At 58.6% G+C, this 15,681-nt stretch carries 16 protein-coding genes; 8 read left to right on the top strand and 8 right to left on the bottom strand.

Going from position 1 to position 15,681, the window contains the following annotated elements; all coding sequences use genetic code 11:
* Positions 1 to 96: 96 nt before the first annotated feature.
* Both AC2TAD_RS05855 and AC2TAD_RS05850 read left to right on the top strand, forming a co-directional pair.
* Entirely contained in the window at positions 97 to 1,200 is a 1,104-nt protein-coding gene (locus AC2TAD_RS05855; RefSeq protein ID WP_170355411.1) for a site-specific DNA-methyltransferase, read from the top strand.
* 137 nt (positions 1,201 to 1,337) lie between these two features.
* Positions 1,338 to 2,720, top strand: coding sequence for an adenylate/guanylate cyclase domain-containing protein (locus AC2TAD_RS05850; RefSeq protein ID WP_480866509.1), 1,383 nt, complete (start codon positions 1,338 to 1,340; stop codon positions 2,718 to 2,720).
* A 78-nt stretch (positions 2,721 to 2,798) separates the two neighbouring features.
* Here AC2TAD_RS05850 and AC2TAD_RS05845 read toward each other — a convergent pair whose 3' ends face one another.
* Both AC2TAD_RS05845 and mutY read right to left on the bottom strand, forming a co-directional pair.
* The gene (locus tag AC2TAD_RS05845; protein ID WP_480866507.1) at positions 2,799 to 3,935 is read right to left on the bottom strand and encodes an alkane 1-monooxygenase; all 1,137 of its coding nucleotides are present in this window, start codon (positions 3,933 to 3,935) and stop codon (positions 2,799 to 2,801) included.
* 61 nt (positions 3,936 to 3,996) lie between these two features.
* On the bottom strand, positions 3,997 to 5,052 hold the full coding sequence (gene mutY / locus AC2TAD_RS05840; protein ID WP_480866505.1) for an A/G-specific adenine glycosylase: 1,056 nt from the start codon (positions 5,050 to 5,052) through the stop codon (positions 3,997 to 3,999).
* Positions 5,053 to 5,133: 81 nt separating this feature from the next.
* Between mutY and AC2TAD_RS05835 the strand changes: the two genes are divergently transcribed.
* Positions 5,134 to 5,640 (top strand): DUF721 domain-containing protein, encoded by a 507-nt coding sequence (locus AC2TAD_RS05835; protein WP_480866504.1) that lies wholly within the window; start codon positions 5,134 to 5,136, stop codon positions 5,638 to 5,640.
* 14 nt (positions 5,641 to 5,654) lie between these two features.
* On the top strand, positions 5,655 to 6,311 hold the full coding sequence (locus AC2TAD_RS05830) for a DsbA family protein (protein ID WP_480866502.1): 657 nt from the start codon (positions 5,655 to 5,657) through the stop codon (positions 6,309 to 6,311).
* A gap of 33 nt (positions 6,312 to 6,344) precedes the next feature.
* Here AC2TAD_RS05830 and lpxK read toward each other — a convergent pair whose 3' ends face one another.
* From lpxK to AC2TAD_RS05810, 4 genes are read right to left on the bottom strand one after another with little or no spacing between them, the layout of a single operon-like run.
* On the bottom strand, positions 6,345 to 7,343 hold the full coding sequence (lpxK, locus tag AC2TAD_RS05825; protein WP_480866500.1) for a tetraacyldisaccharide 4'-kinase: 999 nt from the start codon (positions 7,341 to 7,343) through the stop codon (positions 6,345 to 6,347).
* Entirely contained in the window at positions 7,330 to 8,565 is a 1,236-nt protein-coding gene (locus tag AC2TAD_RS05820) for a 3-deoxy-D-manno-octulosonic acid transferase (RefSeq protein ID WP_480866499.1), read from the bottom strand. The genes lpxK and AC2TAD_RS05820 overlap by 14 nt, the downstream gene beginning before the upstream one ends.
* A complete protein-coding gene (locus AC2TAD_RS05815) occupies positions 8,562 to 9,362 on the bottom strand; it encodes an inositol monophosphatase family protein (protein WP_480866497.1) in 801 nt (266 codons plus the stop codon). Before AC2TAD_RS05815 ends, AC2TAD_RS05820 begins: the two co-directional genes overlap by 4 nt.
* A complete protein-coding gene (locus tag AC2TAD_RS05810; RefSeq protein WP_480866495.1) occupies positions 9,349 to 10,695 on the bottom strand; it encodes a TldD/PmbA family protein in 1,347 nt (448 codons plus the stop codon). Before AC2TAD_RS05810 ends, AC2TAD_RS05815 begins: the two co-directional genes overlap by 14 nt.
* Before the next feature lie 166 nt (positions 10,696 to 10,861).
* On the opposite strand from AC2TAD_RS05810, the gene AC2TAD_RS05805 reads away from it, so the two are divergent.
* Positions 10,862 to 11,590: an FkbM family methyltransferase gene (locus tag AC2TAD_RS05805; RefSeq protein ID WP_480866494.1), complete on the top strand. Its 729-nt coding sequence runs from the start codon at positions 10,862 to 10,864 to the stop codon at positions 11,588 to 11,590.
* A gap of 35 nt (positions 11,591 to 11,625) precedes the next feature.
* Here the strand turns inward: AC2TAD_RS05805 and AC2TAD_RS05800 are convergent, their stop codons facing one another.
* On the bottom strand, positions 11,626 to 13,149 hold the full coding sequence (locus AC2TAD_RS05800) for a DUF2125 domain-containing protein (RefSeq protein WP_480866492.1): 1,524 nt from the start codon (positions 13,147 to 13,149) through the stop codon (positions 11,626 to 11,628).
* A gap of 139 nt (positions 13,150 to 13,288) precedes the next feature.
* On the opposite strand from AC2TAD_RS05800, the gene AC2TAD_RS05795 reads away from it, so the two are divergent.
* Genes AC2TAD_RS05795 through AC2TAD_RS05785 form a run of 3 tightly spaced genes read left to right on the top strand, consistent with a single transcriptional unit; the run spans position 13,289 to position 15,371 of the window.
* Entirely contained in the window at positions 13,289 to 14,032 is a 744-nt protein-coding gene (locus AC2TAD_RS05795) for an SDR family oxidoreductase (RefSeq protein ID WP_480866490.1), read from the top strand.
* Positions 14,029 to 14,637, top strand: a complete 609-nt coding sequence (locus AC2TAD_RS05790) for an enoyl-CoA hydratase/isomerase family protein (RefSeq protein ID WP_170754589.1) — start codon at positions 14,029 to 14,031, stop codon at positions 14,635 to 14,637. The genes AC2TAD_RS05795 and AC2TAD_RS05790 overlap by 4 nt, the downstream gene beginning before the upstream one ends.
* The gene (locus AC2TAD_RS05785; protein WP_480866488.1) at positions 14,634 to 15,371 is read left to right on the top strand and encodes a VOC family protein; all 738 of its coding nucleotides are present in this window, start codon (positions 14,634 to 14,636) and stop codon (positions 15,369 to 15,371) included. Before AC2TAD_RS05790 ends, AC2TAD_RS05785 begins: the two co-directional genes overlap by 4 nt.
* Here AC2TAD_RS05785 and AC2TAD_RS05780 read toward each other — a convergent pair whose 3' ends face one another.
* Positions 15,372 to 15,668 (bottom strand): HNH endonuclease, encoded by a 297-nt coding sequence (locus tag AC2TAD_RS05780; RefSeq protein WP_170355396.1) that lies wholly within the window; start codon positions 15,666 to 15,668, stop codon positions 15,372 to 15,374. It abuts the gene before it with no gap.
* Between the last annotated feature and the right edge of the window lie 13 nt (positions 15,669 to 15,681).

Genomic DNA, 15,681 nt, shown 5'->3' with positions numbered 1-15,681 from the left:
CTGATTCAAAAAAGAAATTGACGGCGATTCGTCTTTGAATCATCCTTGTCTCAACCAAATGAGCGCAAAAGCGCCGTGGATACTTGAGGCAGTATAATGACCATAACCACCAAAAAGGGCGCAAAAGCGCTCCCTTTAAACACGATTCTATCCGGAGACTGCATCGATGTGATGAACAGTCTGCCCGAGGCGTCGGTTGACCTGATCTTTGCAGACCCGCCGTATAATTTGCAGCTGAAAGGTCAGTTGCACCGCCCGGATAACTCTCAGGTGGATGCGGTTGATGATCACTGGGATCAGTTTTCCAGCTTCGGGGCCTATGACCAGTTCACGCGCGAATGGCTGAAAGCAGCGCATCGCCTGTTGAAGCCCAATGGTGCGATTTGGGTAATTGGTTCATATCACAACATCTTCCGCGTTGGCTCGGCCCTTCAGGATGCTGGGTACTGGATTCTGAACGACGTCGTCTGGCGCAAATCGAACCCGATGCCGAATTTCCGCGGCAAACGCTTTACCAACGCGCATGAGACGATGATTTGGGCGTCCAAGCGTGAAGGCGCGAAATACACGTTCAATTACGAGGCCCTGAAGGCGTTGAACGAGGGCGTACAGATGCGCAGCGACTGGGTGCTGCCGATCTGCACCGGTCATGAACGTCTGAAAGATGAAAACGGCGACAAAGCGCATCCGACGCAAAAGCCTGAATCGCTGCTGCACCGCGTGTTGGTCGGTTCGACCAATCCGGGCGATGTGGTGTTGGATCCGTTCTTTGGTACGGGCACGACCGGCGCGGTTGCCAAGATGCTGGGGCGGGAGTTCATCGGCATCGAACGCGAGGAAAGCTATCGCAGGGTCGCCGAAAAGCGCATCGCCAAGGTTCGCAAATTCGACCGCGAGGCGCTGGAGGTCAGCGCCAGCAAACGCGCCGAGCCGCGCGTGCCGTTCGGCCAGTTGGTTGAACGCGGCATGCTGCGTCCGGGGGAAGAGCTGTATTCCATGAACCAGCGTCACAAGGCCAAGGTGCGCGCCGATGGCACGCTGGTGGGCGACAACGTCAAAGGCTCGATCCATCAGGTGGGGGCGCATCTGGAAAACGCGCCGTCCTGCAATGGCTGGACCTATTGGTGTTTCAAACGCGACGGCAAGACCGTGCCGATCGACGTGCTGCGCCAGCAGATCCGGGCTGAAATGCACAACTGAATACCGCCGGTGCCTGTGGCCTGACACAAGGCACTAAGCCTTGCCCCGCCGTTCTCGGCGGGGTCTTTTGTTTTCATCACATTCCCATTTCGGTATGAATTCGATATAGCCCGCCGCGCACCGAGGGAGCCTCAGCCATGTCGGATACCACAGCCAGCGAATCCCGGTTTGGCCGGTTTTTTGTGACACAACCAGACAGCTACGATCTGGACAACAAATACACCGAGGCCGCGCTGGAAAAGCACAAGCGCGAAGGGTTGGAACTGGCCGTACGCGCACGTTGGGTCGCGATGGGACTGACCGGTGTGCTTTTGGTCTTTCTGAATCCCCAGTGGGAGGTGATGTGGTATCATTTCATTCTACTGCTGATCTGCGCAAACGGTTGGTTCATCCGACGTGCGGGCCGTGTCGGGCAATCGCGGGTCGAACTGCTTTTGATCTTTGTGGATCTTCTGATCATGACGCTGGGCATGATCATCCCGAACCCGTTCAGCGACGACGTCCGGCCACTGGCCATGCAGTACAGGTTCGATAACTTTCAGTATTTCTTCATTATTCTGGCGGCGGGAACACTTGCTTATTCCTGGCGGACAGTTGTGGCAATCGGGTCGTGGACTGCGATGATGTGGACTATTGGCTGGATCGTTGCGTGGTGGGTTGCGACTCCGATACCCGGTCTCAGCGAACGGGTTGCTCAGGCGTTGGCTGGCTATCCTGACGTGGCCGAGTTCATGGACCCAAACAGCTTTATGCCGTCGCTGCGCATTCAGCAGGTCATTGTGTTCGTGATGGTTGCCGTGACGTTGGGTATCTCGATGCGACGGCTGAACCGGTTGTTGATGACAAATGCCGGGTTGGAGCGGGAGCGCGCCAACCTGTCGCGCTATTTTTCGCCCAATGTGGTGGAAGAGCTGAGCCAAAATGATGAGCCGCTCAAACAGGTACGCAAGGAAAATGTCGCGGTTTTGTTCATAGATATCGTTGGGTTTACCAAATACGCGGCCGGGCGCGATCCATATGAAGTGATCGAAGTCCTACGCGGGTTTCATGCCCGGATGGAGACCGAGGTGTTTCGCCATCACGGCACGTTGGACAAGTATCTGGGGGACGGGTTGATGGCCACGTTCGGAACTCCGGTGCCCACGCCGCTGGACGCCAGTAATGCTGTGGCTTGCGCGCGGGACATGGTGGGGGTCATCAACCGTTGGAATGTTGAAAGACGGCGGCTGGGCGAGCCGGAAATACGGGTTGGGATCGGTGTTCATTACGGCTCGGTCGTATTGGGAGATATTGGGGCGAACCGGTTGGAATTTGCCGTCATAGGCGATGCGGTGAACGTGGCCGCAAAACTAGAGGCGCTGACCCGCGATTTTGACGTCAAAGTGGTGCTGAGTGACGAGGTTTGTGCCCAGCTTTCCGAGGAAGGATCAAACGCTGCGACTTTGACCGAAGGATTTGTGCGACGTACAGGTCAGAGCGTGCGGGGTGTAGAGCATCCGATGGATATTTGGGTGATGTAGGTGCTCCCGCCAGTCTGTACGGCATCAAAGATGCCCTAAAGACTGTTGGGCCGGGCAGCGCGCGGGAGCGCGCTGCGGTCATGCGGAGGGCAACGGGTTTCGCGACTTATTGTAGGGCGTCCAGTTGGTTATCTCGGGGTAGTATTGCCGCCTCCATGCCTTGACACGGGGGTTCATAACGCGCCTCCACAGGGGCGGTATCATGGCGGCAACAGTCATAACGGGATAGCCGTAGGGCAATTGCGGCGCTGCGTCCTGTGAATGGTGTTGCAGCAGGGGAAAGCGGCGGTTGGGTTTGTAGTGGTGGTCCGAGTGGCGCTGTAGATTGATCAGCAGCCAGTTCGACGCCTTTTGCGAGGCATTCCACGAGTGGCGGGGCTGGACATGCTCGTATTTGCCCTCGCCCAAGTGTTTCCGGGTCAGGCCGTAGTGTTCGACATAATTCACCAGCTCCAGTTGCCAGATCGCAACGCCGGCCTGAATCAGGAACAAGGCAAGGCCGGAAAGACCTCCGATCAGCAGGGCCAGCAGCAGCATTCCTGCCTGCAACGCCCAATAGCGCCAGAACGGGTTTGCGCGGTCTGTCCACGGGCGATCTTTGCGGGCCAGCTTTTCGCGCTCGGCGCGGAAGGCCGAAGTTAGGCATTGCCACAGGACACGAGGGTAAAAGCGATGGAAGCCTTCGTTATATCGGGCGGTGACAGGATCTCGGGGGGTGCCGACAAAGCGGTGATGGACCAGCAGGTGTTCCGATCGGAAATGTGAATACAGCACCATCGCCAGCAAGATATCCCCCAGCCAGCGCTCAGCCCGGCCTTTTTGATGCATCAGCTCGTGGCTGTAATTGATCCCGATCGTGCCCGAGATTACGCCCATGCCAAAGAACAGCCCGATCTTGGACGCCGTGGACAGGTGGTTTGTATGTGTCGCGAACCAGATCAACCCGAACAGGGTCAGGAACTGAACCGGCACCCACGCTTTGGTCAACAGGATATGCCAGTGCAGCGCAGTGTCGGGAGTGTCGGGGTCGGCGTTGCTTAGTTCCAGCCCGGTTAGCTTATCCAGTGCGGCAAAGGCCCACCATGTTGAAAGTGGCACCAAAACCACCCACCACCCGCCTAGAACAGCAGTGACCCAGATCAGTGGGATTAGCAGGAATGAAACCCAGAACGGCAGGGCTGATTGCCATCGGGACAGGATGTCTGGTGCGATCATGTATCAGGCTCCGCAGAGATTGAGGCGAGTCTAGCCACAGTTCGAATCGCTGTACAACGCGTTATCGACCGCGCCACAGGTCGTGCGCCTTGCGCATTACCGTTGGCAGATCACCTGGGCGAAACTGGTGTTTGTCTAAGATTATCAGACCGTCGGGCGACGTGTCGTCTGGCAGGTCGGTCGTCCAGACGCGCAAGATCAGATGAAAATGAGTGAAGGTGTGGCGCACCTCTGCAGGCAGAACTTGCCAATCGGCAGCAAAAGGGGGCGTTTCGACCGGCGCGTCGGACCAATCAGAGCCAGGCCAGCCTAGCATTCCGCCCAACAGTCCTTTGTCGGGGCGGCGTTCTAGCAAAACGGCCCCGTCTCGTCGCTGGGCGATGTAAACATGGCCGTATCGCGTTGGTTTTGGCTTCTTTGGCGTTTTGCGCGGCAGGTCCGCCTGTGTTCCGGCCTTGCGGGCCCGACAGGGTTCGCGCAAAGGGCAAATTCCACAGGCCGGAGATTTTGGCGCGCAGATCGTTGCGCCTAAATCCATCACGGCCTGAGCATAATCTCCGGGTCGGGCCTGCGGGGTGTGTGCGGCGGCCTTGTCTTTCAGCTGCGGTTTTGAGCCGGGCAGGGGATCGTGTATGTCGTGCAGCCGTGCCATGACACGTTCGACATTGCCGTCCAGCACCGTCTCGGGGCGATCGAAGGCAATGGCCGAGATAGCGGCGGCAGTATAAGGGCCGATGCCGGGCAGCGTCAGCAAAGCTTCGTAGGTGTCGGGGAACTGACCGCCATGTTCGTCCGCCACCACGCGGGCGCATTTCAGCAGGTTGCGAGCGCGGGCGTAGTATCCCAAGCCGGCCCACTCGCCCATGACCTGATCATCTAGGGCTGCGGCCAGCGCCTGCACCGTGGGCCAACGCGTCGTGAACCGCATGAAATAGTCGCGCACGGCGGCCACGGTGGTCTGTTGCAGCATCACTTCGGACAGCCAGACACGATAGGGGTCGGGCAGCACCCCGGCGGCCCGATCTGTGGGGCTGACGCGCCACGGCATCTGGCGGGCGTGGCGGTCGTACCAGCCCAGCAATTCGCTGCTGACGTCAAATTCGCCTGTGTCACGCAATTTTTAATCATCTCCCTGTCGGGTTTCGCTGGCGCCCGGTGTTCTGCCCTCTACAATAGTGGTGCAGGAGTTGGAAACCAGATGCAGCGCAGACGTTCTTCGACCCGCGGGTTCAAACGCACCGCGACATTGCTGAATACGCAGATCAGGCGTGCGGGCGAAAGCCGCGGGTTTGCCGTGTCGCGCATCCTGACTCACTGGGCCGAGATCGTGGGACAGGATATGGCCGCCATCGCGCGGCCTGTGAATGTGGGCTATGGTAAGGGCGGCATGGGGGCGACGCTGACTGTGCTGACTACCGGCCCGCAGGCACCGATGCTTGAGATGCAAAAGGAACAGCTGCGCGGCAAGGTGAACGCGGTTTACGGCTATAACGCCATCAGCCGGGTGCGTATCACCCAGACCGCTCCGACAGGATTTGCCGAGGGGCAGGCCAGTTTCGATCACAAAGCGAAGCCGGCGAAACCCATACTGAAACCGGAAATCGCGGCCGAGGCGGACCGGGCAGCGCAAGGCGTCCATGATGGCGATCTGCGTGCAGCCCTTGAACGTCTGGGCCGTAACGTTCTATCCAAACAAAAACGCTGAGAAAGGGCTGATTCATGAGCCGTATTGCAACCGGAATTTGCGCGGCCGTCGCCATTGCCGCAGGCGGCTTTTTGCTGTCGTCACCGAACGCGTCATTTTCGCTGATCGGCAGCGCCGAGGCGCAAGAGGCCGAGCTGGACACCTCGACCATCGTCGAGATGACCCTGGGGGCCGAGGACGCACCGGTCGAGATCATCGAATATGCATCCTACACCTGCCCGCATTGCGCGAATTTCCACAAAGGGCCGTATAAGCAGCTCAAGAAGGATTTCATCGACACCGGTAAGGTTAAGTTCACCTACCGCGAGGTTTACTTCGATCGCTACGGCTTGTGGGCCTCGATGGTCGCGCGCTGTGCCGGACCCGATAAATTCTTTGGCATCTCGGACCTGATCTATGAAGGCCAGTCCGAATGGACGCGCGCTGGCGGTCCTGCTGAAATCGTGGATGAACTGCGCAAGATCGGGCGTCTGGCAGGGATCGACAACGATCAGCTTGAAGCCTGTCTGCAGGACGGAGACCGGGCGCGTACTCTGGTCGCTTGGTATCAGGAAAATGCCGAAAAGGATGGTATCCAGTCGACACCTTCGTTCATCGTGAACGGTAAAAAGGTCGACAACCAGTCATATGACGAGTTCAAGAAGCTGATCGAAGCTGAATTGGGCAGTTAATATGGGTTGGCCGGTCTTAGGGCCGGCCGCTACCTACGGCGACGGTGCGATTTTAAGTAGCATCTGCCTGACGTTATCGGCCTCATTGACACGCAAACGGACGGGCAACGTTATTACTTTGCTGCGAAAGGCGGCGGGCAAACGAACAGCATCTTTTTCCGTTGTGACCATTTGAGCGCCCAACAAACGTGCCTCGTTTTCCAGGCGGGTCATCAACGCCGAGGTCAACGGCTGATGATCGTCCAAGGCTTCGGCCCGCAAGAGTGTTGCGCCTTGATTGCGCAAGGTAGCAAAGAACTTTTCCGGGTGTCCGATACCGGCAAACGCCAATACGGGAGTGTCGCTCCAGTCCATACCCGTTTGCAGAGGCTCGACCGCACCGGTGACATTTGGAACAGTTAAATCCCCTGCCCAACGGTCTGAGAATTGGGCCTGTGCATCTGCGTCGCCCAACGACAAAACCAGATCGGCCCGCTGCAGTCCTACGTCGACCGGTTCGCGCAACGGGCCTGCGGGCAGGCACAGGCCATTCCCGAACCCGCGTTCCGCATCCACAACGATGACCGAGAAATCCTTTGCGACCGAGGGATTTTGAAACCCGTCATCCAGCACAATAACCGTTGCTCCAGCTTGGGCTGCGGCTTTTGCTCCGGCGGCGCGATCTTTGGCGACCCAAACATCGGCGAATGCCGCCAGTAAAAGCGGTTCATCGCCAACATCTGCTGCGGTGTGTTTGCCGGGATCGACGCGAACCGGCCCGTCCAGCGATCCGCCATGGCCGCGGGTGACCACATGGGTCTGATGCCAGGCGTCGCGCAGTTGTTCGATCATCCAGATGACCGTAGGCGTTTTGCCAGTGCCGCCTGCGTTCAGATTACCGACACATATAACCGGCACACCGGGGGCAAAGCCGAGATCGCTTGCAACGCGGCGAGCGGTTGCTGCAGCATAAAGGTGCCCAAGCGGCGACAGAAGCCGAGCCGCCAATGACGGTTTGTCCGGCGCAGTATTCCAGAAATCAGGTGCTCGCATGATCTTGGCCCCGCTGGTCCAGACTGTCCTGTACAATTTCGATCAGGTGATCCGTTTGCGGAGCGCCTTCTGACACGATTTCCCAACCCGCCAGAGCCATTCTCGCGGCCTCGTCAGGTGCCAGAAGTTCTACCACTGCATCGCCCAGTTCGGTCGCGGTGCGGGCCAATCTAGCCGCACCTGCTCTGTTTAGCTGATCATATAGCTGCTGATGACGATGCACGAAAGGTCCGTGAATGACCGCGGATCCCAGAGCAGTTGCTGTCAGCGGATCGCGCCCACCCGCACCCCGTTCAAGCGAGCTGCTCATGAATGCTACGGGTGACAGACGATACCACAGACCCAGATTTTCAGGGTCCGATGTCAGTATAACCTGTGTTGTATCTTCGATTGTCCCTCCGTCGTCCCAATTGACGCATCTAAGGTCCATCGAGAGCAGCCTGCGATGCAGTGGTTCGGTCTCGGACATGTCGGCGACATGTAGGATAAGAGCCAAGCGCGGCAGCATCCGCATTGCCTGGCGGTGCGCGCTGAGGACCGAGATGAATTCCTTGTCCTGAACCCAGGTTGCCAACCACACTGACCGGCTGGACAGCGCGTGCGTCATTTCGATCAATTCATCTTCGGGCCAGGGACTTGGATTGGGGCTGACGTGCAACGGCGGGGCCGTGTCGACTTTGGAGGCCGGGACGCCGAGCCTGCGAATGTGTCGAACTGTTTCGGGTGATGTGGCAAGAATTGTTTGAAAACAATCAAAGGTGTATCGTGTGATGTCGGGCAACCATCGTGCGCCGCGTGCCACGTGGATATCAATCTCGGCTTCGATCAGAATCAGGGGTAGCCCACGTTCTTCAGCGCGGGTGATCACGTTGGGCATTAACCCGCCACCGACCCATAGACCAAGGTCGGGACGCCAATGATCCAGAAATTCTCGTGCGGCACCAGTCTGTTCGGACGGTAGATTGACCAAAGGATGGCTGCTTGCATCCCAACGGATCAGGTCAGCTTGAGGGGGCGCAGTCAACAAGACCGACAGGTTGGGACGGGATTGGCGCAGACGTTGGCAGAAGCCCTCGACCACGCGCTGGCGATCCTGAGAGGCGATATGTATCCAGATCAGCTCACCTTCGGGGCGCGGGATGTAGGGTTTGTCCGTCCCGTTTGGAACGCCCCAGGACAGAACGCGATAGGCTGCAAGGCTAAGAGAGCGCGGTTTGCTCATGCCTGTATTCCTGGGCCTTCCGGAGCCAGTCTTTCCGACAATTGGGTGTGAATCCGCTGCCCCGCAGCGATGACCCCGTTCAGGCGCGGATTCGGGTTGTTGAACCGCAATAGGCCTCCAGTGCGATCAGTGCAGGCTCCTCCGGCCTCGCGAATGATAAGATCTCCGGCAGCGATGTCCCATTCCCAGCTCGGGCGTAGGGTCAGCATACCGTCGAACCGCCCCTGTGCTACCAGCGCCAGTCGATAGGCCAAAGACGGACGATAGGTCCGGATGAAGTCTGGCACATCTTGGTTGCGCCAGTTACGCGCGTCCAGATTTGGCTTTGCGGCCAGAACCTGTGAGGTTTCCAAGTCCAAGGCGCCGGACACCCTGATCGGCGCGCCGTTAAGCGTGGCCCCCTGTCCTTTGGCTGCAGCGTAAAGCATGTCGCGCAAAGGCAAATAAATCACTGCGGCCGTGACTTCGCCCTGCTGGGCGACCGCAAGCGAGTGCGCCCAGGTTTTTGATCCTTCCGCAAAACTGCGGGTGCCGTCGATCGGGTCAATAATGAACACGCGATCTTTGGACAGACGCGCCTGCGAGTCTTCGGTTTCTTCGCTGAGCCAACCGTAGTCGGGCCGCGCAAAGGGAAGGCGTTGTTCCAGCATTGCGTTCACGGCCAGATCGGCTTCGGTAACTGGGCCGGCTCCGTCGGGTTTGTCCCAGCGTTGCGCAGTTGTGCCAGAGTACCGCGTTGCGATCCTTCCGGCCTCAAGCGCAGCGTCGATCAGCAGTTGCAGGTCAGTTGCCGGCAAGTGTCATCCCTTCGATCAGAACCGACGGCACAACGCGCGACAGGTAAGGTCGTGCGTCATTTGCCGGAATGATCCGCCTGAGCATGTCGCGCAGATTGCCCGCAATGGTACATTCGTTGACCGGGTAGGCGATCTGCCCATTTTCGATCCAGAACCCCGAGGCCCCGCGCGAGTAATCGCCAGTATTTGGGTTGATCGTGGACCCGATCATCGACGTGACCAGCAGCCCGGTGCCCATGTCACGCAGCAGGTCTTCGCGGCTTTGTGTACCCTGAGTCAGGCTCAGATTCCAATTGCTGGGCGAAGGTGGGCCAGACACGCCGCGTACCGCGTTCCCGGTCGAGAGCATATCCAGTTTGCGCGCACTGGCCAGATCCAATGTCCAGCCAGTCAGGACACCGTTTTCGACAATAGCCCGGCGTTGGGTGGGCAGTCCTTCGGCGTCGAACGGGCGCGATCCGGCAATGCGCGGACGATGCGGGTCTTCGATCAGGGATAAGTGGGCAGGAAGCACCTGCTCTCCCAGACAGTCGGACAGCCACGAAGATCCACGCGCGATGGCGGCTCCGTTGCTTGCACCCAGCAGATGACCGATCAACGAGGACGATATGCGTTCGTCAAACAGGACCGGGAACGTACCGGTCACTGGTTGGCGCGCGCCGACCAGCTGCACAGCCCGTTCACCCGCGCTGCGACCGATGTCATCGGGGCTGCGCAAATCGGACTGGAATGTACGGCTGTCGCCGTCATAGTCGCGCTCCATCCCGGTTCCCTCGCCCGAGATTGCAACGCACGAGGTCGACCGGCTGCTGCGTTCATACCCGCCCGAAAAGCCGTTGGTCGCTGCCAGATGCACGCGGTGAACCCCATAGGCCGCCGCCGCGTCCGATACTTGTGACACGCCTTGCACAGCCAGCGCGGCTGCTTCGGCTGCCAGAGCATCCTTTAGCAAGTCTTCGGCACTCGGCTCGGGCGTTGGATCGAACAACTCAAGTGCCTCTACATCCCAATCAGCTGCCAGCTGATCCGTCCGTGCCAGTCCGGTAAACGGATCCTCGGGTGCTTCTTTCGCCATAGCAACGGCGCGTTCGGCCATGGCTGTCAGGGTCTCGGGGCGGCTGTCAGAACTTGAAACGATCGCTTGACGCTTGCCCAGAAACACCCGCAAACCCAGATCAGCCCCTTCCGAGCGTTCCGCATGTTCCAACGCTCCGCCGCGGACTTCGACCGAAACGGATGACCCGTCAAGTACGATGGCGTCTGCAGCGTCTGCTCCGGCCTTGCGGGCGGCGTCCAGCAGATCTTGGCTGATATCTTCGGGCGTGCGGGTCATGAAACCTCCGGTATGGTTGTATTGGACCTAGCCTTGGACAGCTTGTCCCGCAAGGGCTGTGGGTGGATCAGGACCATAGCAGCTGCGTGAAGGGTGCAAAAACTTTTGGTTTTCAGCAAAAAACCGGCTGCTAAGGACTGGGGCATGGGCTAAACCTGATTGCGAAATGAAGGCTCTGCACGGGTTGGCGCAGGGCAAACGGGCAGGGCAGTTTATGCAAGATCTTCTCTCGTTGCGTGGGGTTCGGATACCGAATGATCCGGATGTCATCACGCCTCAGGTTGCACGATCCATCCGCGCAGAACGGTACGAGAAGGACGAGGTGACCGGCCTGCCGAAATTCATCGATCCCGAGGACCGCGTGGTCGAGCTTGGGGCCGGAATCGGGTTCATCTCGTCCTATCTGGCAACCCAGTTGAATGTTCGTCGCGTGATGTGCATCGAGGCCAACCCAACCCTGTGCGACTTTATCGGCCGCGTCCATGCCGCGAACGGAATTGAAGGGGTCGAAGTGCTGAATGCGGTCGCGCTGGCGGACTCGCACGAATTGGGGATGTCGACGTTTTACATTCGTGATCCGTTCTGGTCGTCTTCTTTGGATCCGAAACCCGAGTATGTACAAGAGGTCAGCGTGCCAGAACGGCACTTGTCAGAAATTCTTGGCGACTTCGACGCCAATGTTCTGATTGTCGATATCGAAGGCGGCGAGAAGTACCTGTTCGACGGAGCCAATCTGGCGAATGTGGACAAGGTCTATCTAGAGGTGCACACCCGCAAGATCGGTCTGCGCGGGATAAAAGCGTGTTTCGACCACCTGTCCGCCCTTGGGTTCGCCTATGATCAGCGCGTCAGCAGTGGCGGGTCTGTACTGTTTCGGCGCGTCGGCCGCAGGTAAAGGGGAAGGCCCCGACAGAAGCCTTCCCTCGATGGTTATTTGATACGCTGGCCGTTCGCCAGAATCTGGCCCTCTTCGGTGAATTCAATCTTGGAGTTCAGCGTGTCAGGTTCTTCGCCCGGAACCGCCATAAGACCCATCATCATGCGGGCACCCAATGCGTCGCTGTCCGACATCAGCCCCATGCCGATCAGCGTGTCGATCAACCCGTTCGCGCCGACAAGCTGCAGGTTCGCAGTACCTTTTGGCGTGGGCAGGCCGTCGAAAGCCTCGGTGTTTGCGTTGTCAAAGGCGAAATCGGCATCGCCGGTCAGCTTGGTTCCCACCAGCGAGATCAACAATTCGTTGATCTTCATCGAATGCAGCTCGCCCGGTGCGGTATCGGACAGGGCAAGTGTCTCAACTGCGTTGGGGTCAAAAAAGTTGGTCAGGATTTTCGCCGTACCGGTCGTGTCCAGCGCAATTGTTGCCGGGTCGCGAGGCAGAGCGCCTGCGGGGTCAAAGATGCTCCACAATACGTCAGACATAGTGAAGTCTGTCAGGTTCATCGCAAAGCCAAAGGGTTGAATTTCTTCAGATTCCTGGACCGGGAACTCAAATTTCAAACCCGCATTTTCCATCGCGACTTCGATCGGGAACGGCAGGTCTGCCGTAGTCACAGCCACTTTGGTGCTGTTTTGTTCGATGTCGTACGCCAAGCGCTGTGCGTCCAGGCTGGCGGCTAGGCGCCCGCCTTGGGACTCGCTTCCCAGTGAAAACGCTTGGCCTTCGCTGGTTCCCGCCAAAGCGGATTTGCCTGAGTCGTAGGTGAAGCGGCCGGAAAAGGCGAAGCCGGCATCATAGAAAGCCTGCGGATCAGCGACGTCGAAATCTGATGGAATGACCGTGGTGCCTTCAAACGCGAGTTGTTGAAGCGCACCGTCCACATTGGCCGTCTCACCGCTTTCGGGATCGTTGAAAACCAGCCCGTATGTCAGGTCGGCGGCTGTAAAGTTCTGGTCAACATCGCGGTTCTCACCGATTTTCATCCGCGAGCTTCCGCTTACGTCGTTCAATGCGATGCTGACGGCCAGCGCGTCCGCGGGCATTTCTTCGCCATTTACGGTAAACCCATCCAACTTGGCCCCAATCGAGCCAGCCGAATAGTCATATGTCATATCCTCGGGCGAGCCCGAGACAACCATCTTGAGGCCGGTATGGGTGTATAGGATTTCGGTCGAGAAGGTCTCGCCACTGCCATCACCCTTCACGGTCATCGGAAAGCTTTCGGGGACGTCTACACTGACGGTGCCGTCTCCGTTTTCGGTCAGGGTCATCTGAGGGACGACCATGTCAAAGGATCCATCCTCTTCCGGCAGAGCCATCGTCATGGTCATATCGGTGACTGTCAGCACATTGCCGTCTGCGGTTTCCTGAGCTTCCACAGAATAGCCCATTTGGGTCAGGTAGGATTTCCAATCATCCCAGACATCCTGCGCGGTGACATCAGCCAGCGCCCCCTGAGAGATTAAGGCATAGGCCAATACAGCACCGCAGCTGCGGTGAAGGAAAACGGACATTATAGAACCCTTCTTGATCAATTTTACAGGCATCGTCGTGTCTGTGACGGCGGGCGTCAAGGGGCAAGGACTGGACCCTTTCCCCCTTCGCGCGGTAGACGTTCACACAATCTCAAAACAACGGAGGTACAGGGTCCACATGCAAGGAAAAACCGTACTGATCACAGGGGCCAGTCGCGGCATTGGGGCCGAGGCGGGGCGCGTTTTTGCCGCAGCCGGGGCGAATGTCGCGCTGGTGGCGCGCAGCCGGGACCAGATTTCTGCACTGGCTTCGGAACTTGGGGACAACGCGATCGCGCTTCAAAGCGATGTCAGCGTGTTTTCGCAGGTCGAGCAAGCCATTGCCGATTGCGTGGATCGCTTTGGTGGGCTGGACGTGCTGATCGGCAATGCAGGGGTGATTGATCCGATCTTTCACCTCGGAAATGCGGATGCAGATGCGTGGGGCAATGCCATAGACATAAACCTTAAAGGCGTTTTCCATGGTATGCGTGCGGCCTTGCCGGTCATGCGAGCTGCTGGGGGCGGTACGGTGATCACTGTCTCATCCGGTGCAGCTTCGAACGCCATTGAAGCATGGAGTCACTACTGCGCCTCGAAAGCGGGGGCAAAGATGCTGACGGAGTGCTTGCATCTTGAGGAATCAATGCACGGCATCCGCGCTATGGGCCTTTCGCCGGGTACTGTGGCCACTGAAATGCAGCGGGTGATTAAGGCCAGCGGCATAAACGCGGTCAGCCAACTGGATTGGAGCGATCATATCCCGGCCGACTGGCCCGCACGGGCGTTGCTTTGGATGTGTTCACAGGATGCCGATGAGTTTTTGGGCACCGAGATTTCCCTGCGGCGGGAAGACATTCGAAAAAGGGTAGGTCTGACGTGATCGAACTGACACAGGTGGATGGTCTTTGGACCGTTACACTTAACAATCCCGACAAAGCCAACGCGCTGACCGGGGCCATGCTAACCGAACTCTGCCAGATTGCCGAGGCGGCAACCGATGCCCGCGCTCTGATCCTGACCGGGAACGGCAAGGTTTTCAGTGCGGGCGCTGATCTGGACGAAGCGCGGGCCGGTCTTGCAACTTCGGATCTGTGGGAGAGGCTTTCAGGGGCCATAGCTGCTTTGCCCTGTCTGACCGTCGCTGCACTGAACGGAACACTGGCCGGTGGGGCCAATGGCATGGTGCTGGCCTGCGACATCCGAATTGCGGTGCCGAATGCCAAGTTTTTCTATCCGGTAATGAAGCTGGGTTTTCTGCCGCAACCGTCCGATCCCGGTCGCATGGCGGCTCTGATCGGACCATCGCGTACGAAGATGATCTTGATGGCCGGGCAAAAGATCACCGCCAAGGACGCCTATGATTTCGGTCTTGTCGACCGCGTGGTCGAGCCGGACGCATTGATGCCAACAGCTTTGGAACTGGTTGCGGACAGCGTGGCCGCCGACCCGGAAACTGCCGCGGGTATCGCGGCGCTGTGCCCATGAGGCTGTCTGCTGTAAGGTTGCGTGTTGCCGATCCTGACCGGTTGGCGGCGTTCTACGGTGATACGCTGGGCATATCCGCGCGTTCTCAGGGGGTTTGTCAGCGTGTGGGGTATACTGGTTTGGATGCTGACCTGGTCCTGATGCCCGGCGGCGGCGGGTACAGTCACGACCGCGGGCAACGGTATTGGAAGATCGGTGTCACAGTACCGGATGTCGATCTGGCGGTTAACGCTCTGCGCGCCAAAGGGGTCGAGGTTTCGGACCCCAAGCAGTTTCTGGACATCGGTTACCTGTGCCACCTGCAAGACCCCGAAGGGTTTGTGATCGAAGTGTTGCAGCATGATTTCGAAGGCAACCGGCCAGACAATGCCGCAAGCCCCGACGCGCCCTTTGCTGATGCGCGGATCGGGCAGATCACGTTGCGTACTGGCGATATCACGGCCGAAGATGCGTTTTGCCGCGCGCAGGGCATGCGCTTACTGTCGATGCAGGATGTGGCACAGTACGGGTTCGATCTGCATTTCTATGCGTTTTCAGAAGATACTCCGCCAAACGCGGATTTATGGTCCGTGGAAAACCGCGAATGGCTTTGGAAACGCCCCTATACGACGTTGGAGTTTCAGCACCTCGCTGGTGCCCAGTTTGCCCCTGTTCCTGATTACCGCGGGTTGGAGTTTGAAGGGATCGACACGCCCCTTGCGGATGCATTTGGTGATCGGGTCTGGCCGGCTTGATCATCGCCCGCGTCGCTTGCCCGGAACTTTCGAGCGGAATCCGGGCGGGCGTTTGCGGACCCAGCTCAGGAATTTCTCAAGTCGGGGATGCGTGCGCAGAGTTTCGACCGTGTTATAGCTGCGGGCCAGTTCGGCCTCGGACAGGGTGGCGTGGACCTCTTTGTGGCAGATGATATGCAGCAAAACCGTAGGTCCGCCCTTGCCCCCTTTGAGTTTTGGGATCAGATGGTGCAGGCTGCCGCCTCCGTCTGGGATGGGGCGGTCACACAGCGGGCAGATGGGATCGCGATCTGACATAGGGCAGAATGTG

This window comes from Ruegeria sp. HKCCD7628, assembly GCF_057221005.1.
Note: the sequence above shows the minus strand (reverse complement) of the source record. Positions and strands in the feature narration are given on the sequence as shown.